Annotated in this window: 15 protein-coding genes and 1 pseudogene; 7 read left to right on the top strand and 9 right to left on the bottom strand. The window is 60.9% G+C overall.

Annotated features, from left to right (window positions below; genetic code table 11):
* Positions 1-624: 624 nt before the first annotated feature.
* From BFP96_RS03795 to BFP96_RS31085, 4 genes are all read right to left on the bottom strand, one after another.
* Positions 625-2,976, bottom strand: coding sequence for a TonB-dependent receptor (locus BFP96_RS03795; RefSeq protein WP_065935614.1), 2,352 nt, complete (start codon positions 2,974-2,976; stop codon positions 625-627).
* A 1-nt stretch (position 2,977) separates the two neighbouring features.
* Positions 2,978-5,380, bottom strand: coding sequence for a hybrid sensor histidine kinase/response regulator (locus BFP96_RS03790; RefSeq protein ID WP_083216572.1), 2,403 nt, complete (start codon positions 5,378-5,380; stop codon positions 2,978-2,980).
* Entirely contained in the window at positions 5,380-6,183 is an 804-nt protein-coding gene (locus BFP96_RS03785) for a response regulator transcription factor (RefSeq protein WP_065883080.1), read from the bottom strand. Before BFP96_RS03785 ends, BFP96_RS03790 begins: the two co-directional genes overlap by 1 nt.
* A 137-nt stretch (positions 6,184-6,320) precedes the next feature.
* A complete protein-coding gene (locus BFP96_RS31085) occupies positions 6,321-6,443 on the bottom strand; it encodes a hypothetical protein (RefSeq protein ID WP_256095207.1) in 123 nt (40 codons plus the stop codon).
* A gap of 99 nt (positions 6,444-6,542) precedes the next feature.
* Between BFP96_RS31085 and BFP96_RS31655 the strand changes: the two are divergent.
* The 7 genes and pseudogenes from BFP96_RS31655 to BFP96_RS03755 form a co-directional block, all read left to right on the top strand.
* A pseudogene (locus BFP96_RS31655) lies at positions 6,543-6,722 on the top strand (SDR family NAD(P)-dependent oxidoreductase); the annotation flags it as partial.
* Positions 6,723-7,102: 380 nt separating this feature from the next.
* Positions 7,103-8,725 carry a methyl-accepting chemotaxis protein gene (locus BFP96_RS03775; protein WP_065935612.1) on the top strand — a complete coding sequence of 541 codons (1,623 nt, stop codon included), beginning with the start codon at positions 7,103-7,105 and terminating at the stop codon, positions 8,723-8,725.
* Between the two features lie 61 nt (positions 8,726-8,786).
* Positions 8,787-8,936, top strand: a complete 150-nt coding sequence (locus tag BFP96_RS30805) for a hypothetical protein (protein ID WP_158254517.1) — start codon at positions 8,787-8,789, stop codon at positions 8,934-8,936.
* Between the two features lie 239 nt (positions 8,937-9,175).
* Positions 9,176-9,688 (top strand): formaldehyde-activating enzyme, encoded by a 513-nt coding sequence (fae, locus tag BFP96_RS03770; RefSeq protein WP_017845677.1) that lies wholly within the window; start codon positions 9,176-9,178, stop codon positions 9,686-9,688.
* Positions 9,689-9,698: 10 nt separating this feature from the next.
* Positions 9,699-10,733 carry an aldo/keto reductase gene (locus BFP96_RS03765; protein WP_065935611.1) on the top strand — a complete coding sequence of 345 codons (1,035 nt, stop codon included), beginning with the start codon at positions 9,699-9,701 and terminating at the stop codon, positions 10,731-10,733.
* A complete protein-coding gene (locus BFP96_RS03760) occupies positions 10,730-12,163 on the top strand; it encodes an NAD-dependent succinate-semialdehyde dehydrogenase (RefSeq protein ID WP_065935610.1) in 1,434 nt (477 codons plus the stop codon). The genes BFP96_RS03765 and BFP96_RS03760 overlap by 4 nt, the downstream gene beginning before the upstream one ends.
* 99 nt (positions 12,164-12,262) lie before the next feature.
* Positions 12,263-13,627, top strand: a complete 1,365-nt coding sequence (locus BFP96_RS03755; protein WP_065896897.1) for an MFS transporter — start codon at positions 12,263-12,265, stop codon at positions 13,625-13,627.
* 61 nt (positions 13,628-13,688) lie between these two features.
* On the opposite strand, the gene BFP96_RS03750 is transcribed toward BFP96_RS03755, so the two are convergent.
* The 5 genes from BFP96_RS03750 to BFP96_RS03730 form a co-directional block, all read right to left on the bottom strand.
* Positions 13,689-14,564, bottom strand: coding sequence for a LysR substrate-binding domain-containing protein (locus BFP96_RS03750; RefSeq protein WP_065935609.1), 876 nt, complete (start codon positions 14,562-14,564; stop codon positions 13,689-13,691).
* A 325-nt stretch (positions 14,565-14,889) separates the two neighbouring features.
* Complete coding sequence (locus tag BFP96_RS03745) at positions 14,890-15,996, bottom strand: hypothetical protein (RefSeq protein ID WP_256095206.1); 1,107 nt, start codon at positions 15,994-15,996, stop codon at positions 14,890-14,892.
* A gap of 161 nt (positions 15,997-16,157) precedes the next feature.
* Positions 16,158-17,804, bottom strand: coding sequence for a dipeptide ABC transporter ATP-binding protein (locus BFP96_RS03740; RefSeq protein ID WP_065935608.1), 1,647 nt, complete (start codon positions 17,802-17,804; stop codon positions 16,158-16,160).
* Between the two features lie 2 nt (positions 17,805-17,806).
* The gene (locus tag BFP96_RS03735) at positions 17,807-18,643 is read right to left on the bottom strand and encodes an ABC transporter permease (RefSeq protein WP_065896893.1); all 837 of its coding nucleotides are present in this window, start codon (positions 18,641-18,643) and stop codon (positions 17,807-17,809) included.
* On the bottom strand, positions 18,640-19,593 hold the full coding sequence (locus BFP96_RS03730; RefSeq protein WP_065935607.1) for an ABC transporter permease: 954 nt from the start codon (positions 19,591-19,593) through the stop codon (positions 18,640-18,642). Before BFP96_RS03730 ends, BFP96_RS03735 begins: the two co-directional genes overlap by 4 nt.
* Positions 19,594-19,661 lie beyond the last annotated feature (68 nt).

Genomic DNA, 19,661 nt, shown 5'->3' with positions numbered 1-19,661 from the left:
CGCCGCAATGGGCCATCCCTGGCCCAGTGCGGCTAACCCGGCGTCCTGCCGGGTTGCCCACGGATTCAAGCCTGCGTTCGGCCAGCGTGGTTTACGGGGCGCCTGAGATCAAAAGCAAAAGCGCGGCGGCCTTAGAGCCGACCGGTATCGTGTGTCGATCCGCGATCCAAATGTGGGAGGGGGCTTGCCCCCGATGGCGGCCTCTGGGCCAGCCAGTATCTTGGATCAGACCGAGTACATATCCGTTGCTGCGGTAACGGCTGCTTAGGGTTCCGCCCTGACGGCGGCTCACTTTTGAAAAGCGCAAAAGTAAGCAAAACGCTCTTGCCCACCACTCGGCACCTCGCCTGCGTTCGGCCAGCGTGGTTTAACGGGGCGCCTAAGATCAAAAGCAAAAGCGCCGCGGCCTTAGAGCCGACCGGTATCGTGTGTCGATCCGCGATCCAAATGTGGGAGGGGGCTTGCCCCCGATGGCGGCCTCTGGGCCGACCAGGATGCCGGGGGCACATCCGCTCCTGCGTTCAGCCAGCATGGTTTGACGGGGCGCCTGAGAGCAAGATCAAGAGCGCCTCGCTTCGCATCGTGGTTACGTTTGGCGCTGCAGCGTTGTGTAGATGCCTATGGTCAGTAGCGAAGCCTGACGGTGGTGCCAAGCGTGCGTTCGCTGCCGGTCATGACGCCGTAGTCACCGGCGCCGAGCAATGAGTACACGGCGCTGATGTACTGGCGGTCGAAGGCGTTGCGCACCCAGCCTTCCACTTCCCAGGCACGGTCCTGGCTGCGTAACCCAAGGCGCAGGTTGGTCAGGCCGTAGCCGGGTTGATAGCTGCCTTCGCCGCCTTCGAGGGTGCCGTAGTAGCCGGTCCTGAAGCTGTAGTCGATAGCGCTGTAGGCTTGCAGTCCATACGCAAGCGGGTGGACGTGGTCGAGGCCGGCGCTGAAGCTCCATTGCGGCGCGTTGTAGAGACGATCGCCGCTGAGGTCGCAGTTCCACTGGCCCGAGGCCGGGGGGCACGGGGCGTTAGGGAAGCTGCGGTAGCGCGCATCGCTCCAGGCTATGCCCAGGCGGGCGGTGAGTGGGGCGGCGAGTTGCCAGGAGGAATCCAGTTCGATGCCGCGCAGGCGGACTTTGCCGACGTTGATCAGGTTGTCGCGCAGCGGTGGCGCGAACGGCGAGGTCGGCGGGCTGTAGGTGAGCGCCTGGTAGTTGTCGACGTCGGTCTGGTAGACGGCAAGGTCGAGCATCGCGCGCTCTTCCCAGAAGCGCGTCTTCACGCCCAGTTCCAGCGAGGTGGCGCGCTCCGGCTCGAACGTGGGGGCGGCGAACGGGCCGACCACGTCGAAGTTGATCCCGCCGGCCTTGTAGCCCCGCGACCCACTGACATAGCCCATCACCGCATCGTTGAAGCGGTAGCTGGCGCTGAGCAGGCTGGAGAGGCTGTGTTCTTCAATCGAATCTTCGCGGTAATAACCACCGCCGAGTGCGATGCCACGCAGCAATTGCCCGCCCGCCTGGAAAGCCGGAGGCAATCCATTCAGCGGAGCGAGGTGGCTGACGTCGCGCAAGATCCAGCCGTCCTTGCGTTCCTGGCTGTAGCGCAGGCCGCCGGTGAGTTCCAGCCGATCTATCGGACGCCAGGACACCTGACCGAAAACGGCGCGGCTGTCGCCTTTCTGTTCGCCATCGGAGCGTTGCCGGGCGCCCTCCAGCAGCATGGCCGGGACCTGGTCTGGCGCGGTGAAGGTGATGCCATAGTTTTTTTTCAGCGACGCCAGTTGGTCGCCGACGAACCATGGCGCGGCGTCCTTGCCGAATTCGACGTCGATCCTGCGGTCGAGCTGCTGACGCAGGAAATACAGCCCGGCGACATAATCGATGGACGGGCCGGCCGTGCCGGACACACGCCATTCCTGGCTGAACTGCCGGTGACCCAGCGCGGTTTCGGACTCGGCTACCGACAGCGCCGTGCTGTCGCCGTCGCGGGTCGCGCGGTAATCCCAGTCGCGGTAGGCGGTGATGCTGGTAAAACGCGTGGCCGCGTCCAGGTCCCGGTTCAATTCCAATGAGACACCGTTCTGCACGGTCTGCGGACGGCCCGGTGCGTCGACGCGTGTCTCGCGTTGGTAAGGGGAGGGTTCTGCCAGCGCATAGCCAAGGAACCTGGCGCGCTGGCGCGTCTGGGCGCTGTAGTGGTTGGCCAACAGCACATTGCCGGCCTCGTTTTGCTCGGTATGGTCGGCGATCAGGCGCGCGCTGAACTCCGGGTTCGGCGTCCACAGCAATTGCCCGCGCAGGCCCTGGCTGTCGGTGTCGCCGAGGCGCGTGCCATCCTGCAGGTTGCGCACTGAGCCATCAGCCGAACGGTTGAACACGTTGAGGCGCGCGGCCAGTACGTCATCCTGCAGCGGCCCGGAAACCACGCCGCGGTATTCGCGCAAACCGTGCTCGCCCTGGCTGGCTTCAAGGCTGGCTTCAGGTTCAAAGGTGGGTGGGCGGGTGATGATGCTCAGCGCGCCGGCGCTGGTGTTCTTGCCGAACAAGGTGCCTTGCGGCCCGCGCAGGACTTCGATGCGCTCGATGTCCATCAACTCGGTGAAGGCCATGCCCTGGCGCGCCAGGTAAACGCCATCGACGTAGGTGCCGACGCTGCCTTCCAGGCCATCGTTGTAGGGGGTGGCGCCCAAGCCGCGCAGTCCTAACCCGGCGAAGCGGGCGTCATGACCGGACACCACCAGGCCAGGTACTCGCTGCTGGATGTCCTGAAGCCGATGCAGGCCGGCCTCGTCCAGTTGATCACCATAGAGCACGCTGATTGGCATCGGTACGTCTTGCACCGCTTCCTCGCGGCGCCTGGCGGTGACGGTTGATTCATCCAGCGTGAGCAGGCCGGGTGCTTCTGGTGCGGCATGTGCCGGCGCCCAGGGCAGTGCCACAACACAGCCGAGCCAGAGCAGCCGATAACCCGGATCCGGCATGCTAAACCTCCGTGGCCATCTCGCGACGCACCGTGTCCGGGCAGGCCAGCGCCTTGACCCAGGCCAGCAATTCTCGGCTGTCGGCGGGCTTGAGCAGTACCGCGTCGAACGCCAGGGCATCCGGATAATCCTGCGGCCGGCGTGGCGGGACCGCTGAATACAGCATCACGGGCAGAGGCCCGCAGTGATTGCGCACCTGCCGCAGCAGCTCCCAGCCGTCCATGCCGGGCATCATCTGGTCGCTGATCAGCAGATCGACCGTTTGTGCAGCCAGGCAAGCCAGGGCGGCTTCGCCGTCCGCCGCCAGGCTCACGTCAAACCCATAGCCGGCCAGCAGGTCGTACAGCCATTCGTTGTTCTGCAAGGCGTCATCCACCAGCAGAATATGTTTGCCCCGGCCGTCGAGCGGCGCGGCGTTGTTGTCGACGATGCCCAGTTCCAGATCCTGTTCCCCGGCGCAGTTGAGTCGCAGGCAAAAACTGAAGTGGCTGCCGCCCCGTTCACTGGCCTTTGGTTCGAGCCGGCTGTCCATGCGCGCCAGCAACTGCGTGACAATCGACAAGCCCAGCCCGCTGCCGTCATAGCGCTGTGCATTGCGGCCCCGGCGGAACGGTTGCAGCAGGTGTTCGAACTCATGTGGGTCGATGCCGATACCGGTGTCGATCACGCTGAAGCGCAGCGCCACGCTCTCGGCCGTCGCGCCCGGGTCAGCGCTGACTTCAAAACGGATCTGGCCGTCGCGGGTGAACTTTGCCGCGTTCGCCAGCAGGTTCATGAGGATTTGCCGAAGACGTGTGAAGTCGGCCTCGACCAGTGGCGGCAGGTCATCGGCCAGCCGCGCTTCGAAGGTGTTGCCCTGGCGCGCGGCGAGAAAGCCGGCCTCATCAATGATTTCCTTGAGGAAACCGTACAGGTAACCCGGCGCGAGGGTCAGTTGCATGTGCTCCAGCTCGCCACGGGAAAATTCGAGCATCTCATCGATCAGTTCCAGTTGCTGGCGCGCATTGCGTTCGATCGTGGCTGGATAATCGCGATTCGGCCCGGCGTGCAGCAGGCGCGCATAGTCGATGATGCGTACCAGCGGCGAGCGCAGGTCGTGACTGATCCGTGCCATCAAGGCGCTGCGCGCCGCCAGGGATTCGCGCAACTGCGCGGTGCGCAGCGCCACCGTGGTTTCCAGGCGTTCGTGCTCGGCCTGGCGTTGTTGTTCAAGGCTGGACAGCGCGTGCCTTTCACGGTCGCGGCTGCGCACGACTTCCATGATCAGGGTGCACACCAGCAACGCCACGCCCGCCAACGTGGACGATAAGCTGTATTTGCTGGCCGGCGACTGCCAGGGCAACTGTTCCTGCGGGAAGAACATCCGCATCAGCAATTGGCCCAGCAAGAGCCCCGGCACCAGCCAGGCCATCCAGCTGTAACCCAGGCGTCGGCGCCAGGCCATGCATAACGTGGCGAGCAGCACGACATAAAAGCTGATCAGCGACCATTGGACCAGTTGTGCGCCCTGGACCGGATCGACATTCAGCCACCAGAGTCGGCCCAGAATGCAGCCCGACAGGGGCAACCCATAGCTCCAGCCAATGGCTTTGGGCAGGCGCGATACCTGCAGCAGCACGCGCATGTAGGCCACAAACAGGATGAACGAGATTACGCTGGCGCAGGTCAGCCACTCGCGCGTCCAGCCCAGCGCAGCGGGCCAGTAGACCAGGTAGCCGTTGAGGATGCCGGTCAGCAGGATGTAGCTGAGCACCGCGCCCGCATTCACGGTCAGCAACCGGGAGCGCAGGATCCAGCCGACGATCAGGCCGAACGGCACGACCAGCAGGACGATGCCAAGGGTGAGTCCGTCGCTCAGGTAGGTCTGTTGCTGACTGCGCAGCAGCGCCGGTTCCGACCACAGTTGCGGCTCCAGCAGCAGTTGGAAATGGCTGGTCACGCGGATGAGCACCGTGACGTGTTCCCCGGCGGCCAGCGAGATCGGGAACGCGGGCTGACGCGTGGGGGGCTGCGGCCAATCGGCCAAGGGATGGGCGCTGCCGGCACGTGCATCGCTCCAGTGTCCATCGGCGCGCTGGTAGACGCGAATGTCCTCCAGGCGCGGCGCCCCGACCACCAGCAGGCGCGAACATGTCACGTCGCTCGCGTTGGTGAGCTGCACGCGCAACCAGAACGCCGAGCGGCTATAGCCTTGGGTCGGCCAGCCTGGGCGTGGGGTGGCGAAACGCGCTTCGGGCAGTCGAGCAACATCGTCCACGCCCAAGCGGGCCTGGGTATCCTCGAACACATGCAGCGTGGGCATCAGGTCCAGGTGCTCGGCCCGGCACATATCCACGGGGGCGGCGCGCAGCAGGCCCGCGAACAGCAATGCCATTGTCAGCAACAGGCATTGTAGAAATCGCATCAGGCCTGCTCGTTGCCCAGCGAGTGCTGGCGGAACTGGCTGGGCGTCATGCCGATGCGCTGGCGGAATGCGGTGGTGAAGTTGCACGCATTGCGAAAGCCCACCAGTTCGGCGACGTCCTGCACGCTCATGGCGCTTTCGCAGAGCAGTGCCTGGCCCCGACGCAGCCTTGCATCGCGAATGTAGGCGAACACGGTCAGCCCCAGGTGCTCACGGAAAATCGCCGAGAGGCGTTTTTCATGGGTGCCGACTTTTTGTGCCAGGCAGGGCAGGGAGGGTATGTCGTCCAGTTGATGTTCAATCACTCGCATGGCCGCCCTCAACACGATTTCATCGCCTTGCGGTGCTGGCTCGGCCAGGCTGGCCTGAACGGGTGGCGGCGCTCGCCAGGTCAATTGCAGATGAATCCTGATACGTGCCAGCACTTCCTCGGGAGCGTAGGATTTGGGGATGTAGTCCACCGCGCCCACGGCCAGCCCTTCGAGGCGTTCCAGTGAGGTATTTGCCGATGACAGGAACAGGATCGGCGTATGCCGGGTGGCCGGCGCTTCGCGTAACAGCCTGCACAGGCTGAAGCCGTCCATGTGTGGCATGTGAACATCCAGCACGATCAGGTCCGGACGCAGGGCAAGTGCCCGTTGATAGCCCTGATGGGCATCGCTGGCAACCGAGACGCGCCAGGACTGGGTCTTGAGCAGAATGAGCGTGGCACGGATATCTTCAGGGGCGTCGTCGATCAGCAGAATATGCGGCACCGCGTCCTGCGCAGTCGCTGCCTGCCTGTCGTAGTGGCCATTGTTCATTCGCCAGGTTCTCTTATCTGTTTTGTTGCCGCGACATCGTCAGCGAACCCGGGGGGATTCGTCGGCAGGCCTTCGTTCGAGCGTTGTCTGCCTGCCGGATTGCCGCACTTTAGAGCGTTTTGCAGCGATAAGTCACGTCACGCCTTCTTGTGGAAATGCAGCTCTTCAGCCACGGCGATGAACTGGCGCAGCAGGCGGGTTTCGATCATTTCTTCTGTTCCTTCATTGAACTGATCAGCAGGCTTACATGGGCTCGACATTAACTTGATATTAATCAGGTATCAACTTTGGCCACCGTTAGTATTAAACAGGTTCGACAGACATTGTTAGGGTAAAGGGCACTCCAGAGGAAATAGCCAATGAACTTTACCGGAAGAACTGCGATTGTAACGGGCGCGGGTCGGGGGCTCGGCTTTAGTTATGCGCGCCGGTTAGCCACCTTGGGCGCCAACGTCGTGATCAGTGATGTCGGGGCCGATAAGCTCGGCGCAGGGGGCGATGGTTCGATTGCCATGCACGCGGTGCAAACCCTCAATGCGTTGAGCATGGAAGGTGCACCCGTGGGCATCCTGGTCAACGCGGTATCGCCGGTGGCCAAAACGCGTATGTGCGGCCCCGTCGATCTGGCCCGCGTCAAAGCCGCCAGTGCCGAGCAGGTTGTCCAACGCGGGAACGAAATCAAGGAGTGTTGAGTATTTCTACTCAGCAAGCGGTGACTTTTCCGAGGTCGAGTTCTCTGCTCTTTGGTGATGGGATCTTTCGACGTACGTTTTCGTACACCACGTGCTAAAGAAATAAAAAGCGCGCCGATATAATCGTTGAGGTTTGAGTAAACCAGGTGTTCTGCGGGTTTGCCTTCGTAGTGTGCATTTACACGCCTCTATACGGCCAGGGAAAGGCCCATCTCGGGACTTACACAATGCTCAACAAACTCAGCATTTCGCAAAAGCTCTATGTCAGCTTCTTCATTATTGTGTTGTTGATTGGACTGTTGGTAATAAGCGCTTACCGGGGCTTCGGGCAGGTTGAAGAGGCGACCAGGAGTAACGTTCACAGCTATGAGGTTCTCAGTGGCATTCAGGTAGCGCTTGAACAATTGATCAATATTGAAACCGGCATGCGCGGTTTTGTCATATCGTCAAAAGATGCTTTTCTGGAACCGACGATAGCGGGAGAAAAACGCTTTGGCGAAGTGTTGGCCCTACTGAAAAACCTGACGGCCGATAATGCGCAGCAACAGCAACGCCTCGCTGCATTGGGCGACGCCCAGAAGCGTTGGATCGACGAAGATGTCCACCCGATCATTGCCCAGCGCCGAGATTTGACCCAGCGCAATGCACCTGACGAAGAGCTGGACCAGCGCATTGCATCGGGCGCCGACAAGACCAAGATGGACAGCATGCGCGCTGTGTTATCGCAGATTGCTGACGCCGAGAACAAACTCCTGGATACCAGAACTCAGCAAATGACCGACGCCAAGCATTTTGCGTTGCTGGTCCTGTTTTGCGGCGGCGTTGCAGCGGCGATTCTGTCCGTGATTCTGGCCACGTCTTTGGGCCGAAGCACCACCGCGCGCCTGCAACTGGCGATTGACGCCGCCACGGCGATTGCCAACGGCAGACTCGACACCGTGATCGACACAAGCAGCCATGACGAGTTGCCCAAAGCCTTTGACCGTATGCAGAACCGCCTGCGTGAAATGATTCAACAGATCAGTCAGGCCGCCAGTCAACTGGTCGTGGCTGTGCAGCAAATATCCGGTGCATCCGAGCAGCTTTCCGGCGCCATTCAAGAACAATCAACGTCGGCGTCGATGATGGCGGCCACCGTCGAAGAACTGACGGTCAGTATTCATCACGTCTCCGAAAACGCGGATGAAGCCCACAAGTTGGCGACCCGTTCAGGCCAGCAGTCGAACGACGGTGCGCAGGTCATTGAAAATACCCTGTCCAGCATGATGGGGATTGCCAAGACGGTGCAGCTTTCCTCCACGCAGGTCGCGGGGTTGGGTCAACACTCGGAGCAAATTTCCTCGATCGTCAGTGTCATCCAGGGCATCGCTGATCAGACCAATCTACTGGCACTCAACGCCGCGATTGAGGCGGCCCGCGCGGGTGAGCAAGGTCGTGGGTTCGCGGTGGTAGCCGATGAGGTGCGGCTGCTGGCGCAGAACACTGGCAAGTCGACCAAGGAAATCGCGAGCATGATCGAGAAAATTCAGCTTGGCGTACGCGACACCGTTGAAAGCATGCGCAGCGGCGTTCAGGAAGTGGATCATGGCGTGGAAATGGCGGGTACTGCCGGTCACGCCATTGTCGATATCCGCGACAGCTCGGACAAAGTCCTGAAAGTGGTCGATCAAATCTCGTTTGCCTTGCGTGAACAAACGGCTGCAAGCCAGGATGTTGCGCGTAATGTCGAGCGCTCAGCGCAGATGGCTGAGCAAAATAATATGTCCGTCCAGGAGTTGCTTAAAACCAGCGGCGGATTAAAAAGCCTTGCCACCAGCCTGCAACTTGAAGTGAGCAAGTTTCAGCTCTAGCGTTCTGGTTGTTGGAGCAAGAGGCAAATACGCCAGCCGGAAAACAGACAGGTGTGTGGACGTGACGCCATTGTCCGGCGAACACACCTGTCTGCTGCCATCACCTGAGGTGAAGGTGTCGCAACTCATCGGGCAGGCGATCTGCCCCACCAGAACGCTGGTTGGCGAACAGCTCGTCTTCCAGTTCCGCGCGGGACTTTGCTGGGTATGAGGAGAACTCATATCCCCATGACTTTTAATGGTTACAGCCCCTTCGACCCCCGATGTTAAAAAATCGCAAACACAGCTCATCAATAACAAAAAGAGCGTTTGCAATCATGACTAAGCCCCTCTGCCGCGTCCTCGCCAGCCTCGTGTTGCGCTCTTCTTACCCCGATGTTTACCACGCGATCTTCAAGACCTGCGTGCGCTTCTGATCACCCAAAATAAATCCAAAAAGAGTAATGACTCATGAAAGAACTCGACCTGTACATCGGTGAAGGTTTTGAAGGACCAGGCGTGAACGCCGCACACATCAACATTCTGATCGGCCCGCGTAACGGTCCGGCGGGGCAGGCGTTTGCCAACAGCCTGGCGTCGCCGAGCCAGGGGCATTGCCCGTTCATGGTGATCGCCCAGCCGAACATCCCGGTCAAGCCGATGACGCTTTACGTCAACAAAGCTGCGATCAGCAGCGACTTGCATGGCAACGCCACCTGGGGCGCGTCCCAGGCCGGGATCGCCAAGGCTGTGTTGGAAGCGCTGCTGGACGGCACCTTGCCGCCGGAAGCCGAAGACGAGTGGGCGATTGTCACGGCCAACTGGGTCAACCCGGCCTGCGATGACCTCGATGCGGTGTACCTGAACAACTACAACGCCTGCCGCACCGCGATCCGCGCCGCCCTGACCGGCAAACCGGAAACCGCGCAACTGGCGGATGTGGTCGCTCACATCAGCAACCCTTTCTACACCCCAAAAGCCTGAGGTCTGCGCCATGCAATACATTCGTTTGGGCAACTCCGGCCTGCAAGTCTCCCGCCTGTGCCTGGGCACCATGAACATGGGCACCCCGGACTGGAAACCGTGGATCTTCGATGAAAAGCAAAGTGAGCCGATCGTCGCCCATGCCCTCGACAACGGGGTGAACTTCATTGACCTGGCAGACTTCTATTCCGCCGGCGTCGGCGAGGAAGTGGTGGGGCGCATCGTCAAGCGCCTGGCTCGCCGCGAAGACCTGGTGATCACCACCAAGGTTGGCTACGGCACCCGCAACGGCATCAATGCCAGCGGCCATTCGCGCAAGCACATCATGGACAGCATCGACGCTTCGCTCAAACGTCTGAACATGGATTACGTCGATGTGTTCATGCTGCATTACTTCGACCTGAATACCCCGGTCGAAGAAACCATGAGCGCCATGAATGACATCGTGCGCGCCGGCAAAGCCCGCTATATCGGTGTCTCGACCATGCTCACCGGACAACTGGCAAAAATCCTCATGGCCTGTGAGCGCAATGGTTGGGTCAAGCCGATCAACATGCAGTTGCAATTGAACTGCGCCTACCGCGAAGAAGAGCGCGAGATGATTCCGTTCTGCCGCGACCAAGGCCTCGGCGTCTCGGTGTTCAGCCCGCTGGCTCGCGGCTTGTTGACCGGCGATGTGCAATCGACCCGCAACCAGACCGACTTTTTCACCCAGCAGATGTACAGCGATGAAGCCTCGTTCGAGATCGCTCATTCGGTGCAGCGCGTGGCGCGGGCCCGTGGTGTCTCGAACGCGCAGATCGCTCAAGCCTGGGTTGCCAATCATCCGGGCGTCGATTGCATGCTGGTCGGCGCCGACACCACCGCGCAGTTCGACAGTGCCTTGGCAGCCTTGGAAACCAGGCTCGACGCCGAAGAACTGCATGAGTTGGAACGCAACTACACCCCGTGCGACGTGATCAACGATTACACCGCCGGCAAACGCATCCTGCGCTCGGCTCGTCCGGCTCTGGAACGCTTTACTCTGACCGAGGCTGTGGCATGAACACGCTGATCCGTAACGGCAATTTTATCGACGGCCAATGGTCGAGCGGTGGTGCGACCTATCCGGTGTTGAACCCGGCCAATGGCGAAGTGATCACTGACGTGCAAAAGGCCGGCGCCGAGGAAACCAACCTCGCCATCGCCGCCGCCAACCGTGCCTTGCCGGCCTGGCGAAAATTGACCGCCAAAGAACGCAGCCAGCGCCTCAAGCGCTGGAGCGAACTGATGTTGAGCAACCAGAAAGACCTGGCCACGTTGCTCAGCCGCGAACAGGGCAAACCGCTCGCTGAAGCCATGGGTGAAGTGGTCTACGCTGCAAGTTTTCTGGAATGGTTCGCCGAAGAAGCCAAGCGCGCTTACGGCGACGTAATCCCGAGCCATAAGGCTGATGCGCGAATCATTGTGGTCAAGGAGGCCATCGGCGTGGTTGCGGCGATCACCCCTTGGAACTTCCCGCTGGCGATGGTCACGCGCAAGGTCGGTCCGGCGCTGGCGGCGGGTTGCACAATGATTCTCAAACCATCGGAAGAGACGCCTTTGTCAGCTTTCGCCTTGGCGGTGTTGGCCGAGCAGGCGGGGATTCCGGCCGGCGTGTTCAACGTCATCTCGGGTGATGCAGTGGCGATTGGCGGCGCGCTGCAAGCGAGCGGCATCGTGCGCAAACTCTCGTTCACCGGCTCGACCCGCACCGGCAAGCTGCTGATGCGCCAAGCGGCGGATACGCTGAAAAAAGTCTCGCTGGAACTGGGCGGCAACGCGCCCTTCATTGTGTTCGACGACGCCGATCTGGACGCTGCCGTCAAAGGTGCGATGGCCTCGAAATTTCGCAACACCGGGCAGACCTGCGTCTGCGTGAACCGCTTCTTTATCCAGGACGGCGTGTACGAAGCGTTCACCGGCAAACTCGCCGAAGCGGTCGCCGCGATGCGCGTCGGCAGTGCACTGGACGGTGAAACCGAGCAAGGTCCACTGATCAACGCGGCGGCGTTGGCCAAGGTTGAGTTGCACGTGAGTGACGCCTTGAAGAAGGGCGCCACGTTGTTGTGCGGCGGTCGTCGTCATGCGCTGGGCGGCACCTTCTACGAGCCGACCATCCTCTGCGACGCCAACAGCGACATGCTGATCGCTCAGGATGAGACCTTCGGCCCGGTAGCGGCGTGCTTCCGCTTCAAGGACGAAGCCGAAGTATTGCAACGGGCCAATGACACACCCTACGGATTGTCGGCGTACTTCTACAGCCGCGACATTGGCCGCGTCTGGCGCATGGCCGAGGGCCTGGAGGCCGGCATGGTCGGAATCAACGAAGGCATCATCTCCACGGAAGTCGCGCCGTTCGGCGGCATCAAGGAGTCGGGCCTGGGGCGCGAAGGCTCCAGGTACGGTCTGGAAGACTATCTGGAAATCAAATACCTGTTGATGGGCGGCCTCTGACCCCCAACCGTAATCCCTGTGGGGGCGAGCGAACTCACTCCCACAGGTTCAAGCGCTGTCGATTCATTTCTCCGTCAATAACAACAATTGGAGACGAACATGTCCGCTCAATCGATAAAGATCGATGACCTGCCCATCGGGCGCTTTCATATCAAAATTGCCGGTCTCACGTTCGGCGCGCACTTCACCGACGGCTACATCCTCGGCCTGATCGGTATTGCTTTCACGTTGCTCAGCCCGCAGATGCAGCTCGATGCCTTCTGGCAAGGCCTGATCGGCGCTTCGGCACTGATTGGCCTGTTTCTTGGCAGCCTGTTCTTCGGCTGGATTTCCGACAAGGTAGGTCGGCAGAAAATCTTCCTGGTCAGTTTTGTCCTGATCACCATTGCTTCGGTCATGCAGTTCTACGCCGAAACTGCGATGCAGCTATTCCTCTGCAGGGTAATAATCGGCATCGGCCTGGGCGGCGACTTCAGCGTCGGCCATGCGATGCTCGCGGAGTTTTCGCCGAAAAAACACCGGGGCGTGTTGCTCGGTTCATTCAGCGTTATCTGGACTTTCGGCTACGTCGCCGCGACCTTCGTCGGCACCGCGATGCTCAGCCTGGGGGATGACGCCTGGCGCTGGATGCTGGCTTCATCGGCAATTCCGGCGGCGCTCATCCTGATCGCGCGAATCGGCACACCCGAGTCACCGCGCTGGCTGGTCAATCAGGGGCGGATCGCCGAAGCACGGGCGATTGTCAAAAAACACCTGGGTGATAATGTCGAACTCGATGAAACCCGCTCCACCGAAACCCGTTCCGGCTACGCGGTGCTGTTCAGTCGTGAATACCGTAAACGCACTGCTTTCAACTGCCTGTTCTTCGTCTGCATCGTCATGCCGTACTTCGCTATCTACACCTTCCTGCCGTCGATCCTGCAGAAGATGGGCTTGGCGGAGGGCTTTGGCACCGAGTTGATGCTCAACATGCTGCTGATCCTCGGCGCATTGATCGGCATCTGGTGCACGGTGAAGTTCTCGCGCCGAGGCTTCTTGATCAATTCGTTCATCATCCTCGCGGTAGCCTTGTTCCTGCTGGCGGTACTGCCGGGCAGTGCGGCGTTCCTGATGGTGCTGGTGTTCGGCGTGTTCACGCTGGTGTTGTCGGCGGTGAGCAATCTGGTGGGCGTGTTCCCGGCCGAGAGCTTTCCGACCGAAGTGCGGGCCAGCGGTATTGGCCTTGCTACGGCGGTGAGTCGTTTGGGCTCGGCGGTCAGCACGTTCCTGTTGCCGGTGAGCGTGGCCGGTATCGGCTTGAGTCCGACCATGGGCATATTGGCGGCTATTCTGGCGTTGGGGGCGATCATTTCCTGGGCTTGGGCGCCGGAGACCAAATCCCTGACGCTGAGCCAGGCGTGCAAGGCGCAGAGTCCGGTGGAGAGCGGGGCGCCCGTTGCGGTGAAAGTCGTCGCGCCCATCTAAAACCTACCACCAGCCCAATGTGGGAGCGGGTAAGCCCGATCCCACAGGGGACGTTGGTGTTCTATGGATTGCTGACCAACCCCAACCAGTCCGTAAACAGCCGCACTTTCGACAACCCCTGTTTATCATTCGCCACATCCAGCCAATACCCATAGGGCCCAAGCACTTCCACAGCAGTGATCGGCAACAGGCTGCCATTGGCCAGTTCCTTTTCAATCATCTGTCGGTCAATCACCGCCAGCCCACCGCCGGCCAGTGCCGTGTGGATCACCTGGTCCAACGTGCTGAACTCCAGCCCTTGCGTGGCATCGACATCCTCGCGGCCCATCGCCGCCAACCAGTTCTCCCACACCTTCAAGCGTTTGCCATCATGCAGGATGTGCAGCAGTGGAAACTGGCGCAGATCCGGCGGCAGGCCATTGACGAACAACTCCGGGCTGGCCACTGCCATATGCCGTTCCATCACCAGCAACTGACTGCTGCAATGGTTGGCCGCTTCCAGGCCGAAGCGGATGTGGCAGTCGATTTCCGCGAGGCTGTCGTTACCGTTCTGTTGGGTCACGCTGAGGCTGATGTCCGGGTAGCGTTGGCAGAATGCGCGCAAGTGCGACGACAACCAGCGCGTGGCCCAAGTCGGTGGCGCAACTATGCGCAGGCGTTGGCGCAGGTTGGGCACGCGCACCGCTTGCAGGGCGCGCTCGATGTGGTCGAAGGCGTCGCTCAGTTGCGGGGAGAGGGCCCGGCCGGTTTCGGTCAACGACAGGCCTTGGGGCGTGCGGATGAATAGCGTCACACCGAGATAGTCTTCAAGCTGCTTGATCTGACGGCTGACCGCGCCTTGGGTAACGTTCAACCCCAACGCTGCCTGGCTGAAACTGCGGTGCCGAGCAACTTCTTCAAAGACGCGCAGCATGTTGAGCGAGGGCAGTTGACGCATGAAAGGGTGACTCCATACCCGCCTTCGACGCGGTAGTGCGCGGGCAGGTTTATTGTTTTGGGTGAATATTTTGTATGGCGTATCTGACTCCTGTCTGAGGGGGGCTGCAAGTGGTGTTTGGGCAAAAGTCTTCGCGGGCAAGCCTTAATGCCGTGTAGGAGCGAGCTTGCTCGCGAAAAACGTCAACGATAACGTGTGCTTCCTGGATAAATGTGGCGCCTGTGGGTTCTTCGCGAGCAAGCTCGCTCCTACAAGGGATTGCGTGTTCCTTGCAGGAACGAGGTTTGCGCGCGAAGGCGTGCTCAAGAACGCCAAAAATCATGGATCAGAAGTAATACCCAATGTTCATGTACAGCTGATTCTCCCATTGGTTACTCCCACCAGCCGCCAGACTCTGGGTGTAGCTGCTGCCACCAATGTACGGATCATTTTTTCCGTACAACCATTCCGTCGCGATCCACAGTTTGCTGAAGGAAAACGAGGTCCCCAGAATCAATCGTTGCGACGTCTTGAACGCGTCGGCGGACTTGTCGAAGGCGCTGTAGTTGGCGTACAGCTTCACACCGCTTATCTGGTCGAACAGGTATTTGCCGGCGACGTCGTAGCTCAGGTCGGCGACGTACAAGTTGCCGCGACTGGCGACGTTGTAGGTGCCGTCGTATCCGCCGAGCGTAACCACTTCATCGCTGCCACGGTTGCGCGGCGACATCTGTTGCCGCGCCGCTTGCAATTGCACGCCCCATGGGCCGTTCTTGCCGAGGTAGTGCACGGCCACCGCGTTGCGGCGGCCATCGTTATCGGTGTCCTTGTTTTCCAGGGTCGAGGTCAGGCCGGAGAGGCCGATTTCGGATTTCCACCCGCCCAGGTCCAGGGCTTTGGCCACGCGCAGCACCACGGTATTGCGCTCCTGGTTGTCGCTGCCGTCGCCTACGTAGCTGTCGGCCCCGGACACCACGCTGGAATACGTCACCCCTTTGCTCGTGCCCTTGCCTTGCCACGCCGGGCGCAGGTAGTAGCCGGCCTGGATATTCCAGTCGCCACTTTGCTGGATGTACTTGGCGCCGACTTGTTGCACATCTTCCAGGCCGATGACGTTGCCCAGGGTTTCGTAAAAGGTGCTGCCGAAGTAAGGCTGCAACCCGAACGGCACGGTATTCAGGCCTACCTGCACTTGTTGGTCGGGATTGAACTTGTAGCCGACCCAGGCGAACTTGGCGAACTGGATATCGCCGTAATTCTTGGTGTACTGGTAGGGATAGGAGCGGCCGTAGAAGCGGTACTGGGCCTCGCCGATCCAGCTGTCAGAGTTGTACTTGGCGCTGAGGAACACCGTGTCCAGACCAAACTTCTGGATGTCGCGGTCCGGATCGTAATCCCAGCGCGCCCGGATGGCGCCGCCGAGGTCGAGGTTGTCGGTGACCTGTACTGCCATGGCCGGGGCCGCGAAGGCGCCGAGCAGCGGAATGAGGACGATGGAACGGACCGCAATCTGGGTGGTAGTGCGCACAGTGATACTCCTGATTTTTTAGTTATGGTTGGCAACAGCAGCCCACGCCGCAACGAACGCTGCGACTTGGTAAAAGGGTTATTGACTCAGTGGGTATGCGGTCGGATCAGCCTCAGCGCAGGTTCTGTGACAGGCACCACGGGAATCGCCGAAGCGCCGGGGGCCGCGGCGAGCAAGGTCTGTGTGTAGGTGTTTTGCGGACGCAGCAACACCTGTTCGGCCGTTCCATATTCCACGACTTCGCCCTGGCGCATCACCGCGATGTAGTCACTGATCTGCGCCGCCACGCGCAGGTCGTGGGTGATGAACAAGATGCTCAGGTTGAGGCGCTGTTGCAGCTCGGCGAGCAGCTCCAGCACCTGCTTTTGCACCGAGACATCCAGCGCCGAGACGCTTTCATCGGCGATCAACACTTCCGGGCGCATCGCCAGGGCACGCGCGATGCCGATGCGCTGGCGCTGACCGCCGGAGAACTGCCGGGGTTTGCGCTTGAGGGCGTCACGCTTAAGCCCGACCTGTTCCAGCAAATCACCGGCCTCGGTCCACGCATCCCTGGCCGACAAACCGCGCAATTGCGCCGCGCGGGCGATGATGTCGCCGACCCGATGGCGTGGATTGAGCGAGCCGTACGGGTCCTGGAAAATCATCTGAATCCGCCGCCGATTGGCCGCCAGCGCAGAGCCGCGCAACGCGAGAAAATCCGTGTCACCCACCCAGACGTGGCCGCTGTCGCTTTCCACCAGCCGAATCGCCGCTTTCACCAGGGTGCTTTTGCCCGAGCCTGACTCGCCGACAATCGCCAGCGTCTTGCCCCGTGGCAGTTGCAGCGAGACATCCTTGAGCGCCGGAATCAACCGGCCACCGACGTTATAGGTCTTGGTCAAGTGCTCGATGCGCAGCGCCAGCTCACCGTCGGCGCACGGCGCGTGCAGCTCTGGGTGCAGGGCCGGCACAGCGGCGATCAACTTGCGGGTGTACGGGTGTCTTGGCGAGTTGAGCACTTGATCGCGTTCACCGATTTCCACCAGCACGCCGCCCTCCATCACCGCGATGCGGTCAGCGATTTCCGCCACCACGCCGAAGTCGTGGGTGATGAACAGGATGCCGTGTTGACCACGACCGCGCAGGTCGCGGACCAGTTTCAGCACTTGGGCCTGTGTGGTCACATCCAGCGCCGTCGTCGGTTCGTCGGCAATCAGCAAATCCGGGTTCATCGCCAGCGCCATGGCTATCACCACCCGCTGGCATTGGCCGCCCGAGAGTTGATGCGGGAAGCTGTTGGCAATCCGTGGCGGGTCGGGCAATTGAGTCGAGTCGAGCAGGGCGAGCATGCGTTCGCGGCGCTCCGTGGCGGGCATCTGCGGCGCATGAATAGCGAAGATTTCTTCGACCTGCTGACCAATGCGAATCGCCGGGTTCAGCGCCGCCATCGGCTCCTGGAAAATCATCGCAATGCGGTTGCCGCGCAGCGTGCGCAGAGCGTTTTCATCCATGCGGCAGATATCGTCGCCGAGGAAATCAATCACGCCTTCACTGTGTCGCAGGCCTTTGGCGTAATCGCCCATGATCGCGGCCGAGAGTACCGATTTGCCGGAGCCCGACTCGCCGATCACACAGAGAATTTCGCCTTTGCGTACATCCAGGCTGATGCCCTTGACGGCGTGGCTACGATCGGCGCCGGCGGGCAGTTCGATGGAGAGGTTTTCCACGCTCAATACTTGTTGATGACTCATGCTCAGCTCCTTGCGCCTTTCTGGGCGTGCTCGTCCAGACCGTCCGCCAACAGGCTCAGGCCCAGCATCAGGGTGGAGATGGCAATGCACGGGAAGATCACCAAATGGGGGAAGGCGATGGCCATGCTGCGGCCTTCGTTGATCATGCCGCCCCAGTCCGGGGTCGGCGGCGGCAATCCGAGGCCGAGGAAGCCAAGGGCGCCGATCATGATCGCGGTGTAGCCGATGCGCAGGCAGAAATCGACGATCAACGGGCCGCCGCAATTGGGCAGGATTTCCACCAGCATGATCCGCAGTGCTCCTTCGCCCTGGGTGATGGCGCTGAGCACGTAATCCCGCGAGCGAATGTCGATGGTCAGTGCGCGCATGATCCGGAAGATCGCCGGGGCACTGGTGAAGGTCACCGCAATCAGAATGTTCAGCGCCGACGCGCCGAGGGCGATGATGATCACGATGTACAGCACCAGCACCGGGAACGACAACACAGTGTCGGCGACATAGGACAGCAGCGCATCGACCCAGCCATTGAAGTAGCCGGCGCACAGGCCCATGGCGATGCCGACGGCAAATGCGGTCAGCGTTGCCAGAATCGACCAGAACAACACGGTGCGCGTGCCCCAGATCAGCCGCGAGAGAATGTCCCGGCCGATCATGTCGGTACCGAGCAGAAAGTGCATCCCGTCGCCATCCGGCGTCATCGGCGTCAGCAGCGGGGTGAAGCTTTCCAGCGGATCATGGGGCGCCAACCACGGCGCGAACAGCGCCATCAGCACCCAGCCGCCGACCAGCAGCAAACCAAGTAACGCAAGGGGATGTTTGAACGAATTGAGGAAATTCATTGGCCACCTCCGCCAAGACTGCGCAACGTTATGCGCGGGTTGAGCCAGGTATAGGCCAGGTCAGAGAAGATTTTGGTCGCGCCGACTACGATGCCGCTGATCATTGCGCAGGCTTCGATCAGGTAGACGTCATGGTTCAGCGACGCGGTGTAGAGCAGCGAGCCGAAGCCTTTGTAGGCGAAGAACACCTCGACCACGATCACGTTCGACAGCAGCCACGGGATGTACAGCATGATCACGGTGATGGGGGCGATCAGCACGTTGCGCAGGGCATGGCGCAACACGATACGTGAGGTCGACGCGCCTTTGAGGCGGGCGGTGCGGATGTAGGGTGCCTGCATCACTTCGACCATCGAGGCCCGAGTGATCCGCGCCAGATAACCGATGCCGAACAGGCATAGCACCATCAGTGGCAGCGCCAGTTCCACTGGGTTGAAGCCGTCGCTCATGCTGCTCACGCCCGGCAGCCAGTTAAGCCAGAACACGAAAATCGCCGAGACAAACACCGCACTGGCGAAGTCCGGGATCGAGGTGGTGACGATCGACAGGAACGATACCAGTCGATCCACCGCCGAGCCCTGGCGAATCCCGGCCAGGATACCGAGTGTCAACGCCACCGGTACCATCACTGCCAACGCCAATCCAGCGAGGATCAATGTTTGCCCGAGGTTCGGCAGCAGCAGGTCGATCACCGGCTCACGAAAGTGCACCGAAGTGCCCCAGTCGCCGCTGAGAAAATCCTTCAGCCACACCAGGTAGCGCCAGACGAAAGGTTGGTTGTAACCGCGTTCCACCAGCCATGCGGCGCGCTGGTCGGCAGCGGAGTAGGGACCGAGGACGTTGATTGCAACGTCCTCAATGTTCAGTTCCAGGGCCAGGAACACGATCACTGACACCGACAGCAAGGTTGCCGCCAGCGCCAATAACTTACGCAATAGAAATTCAGCCATGCTGCACGCTCCGGCTAATCAAGGGATGGCGGCCCGCCGCAACTGAGTGGGCGGGCGCGTTCGGGGCG

The sequence above is a fragment of the Pseudomonas sp. 34 E 7 genome, assembly GCF_900005715.1.
GTDB classification, from domain to species: Bacteria; Pseudomonadota; Gammaproteobacteria; order Pseudomonadales; family Pseudomonadaceae; genus Aquipseudomonas; species Aquipseudomonas orientalis_A.
This window is presented reverse-complemented; position numbering and strand designations above follow the sequence as displayed.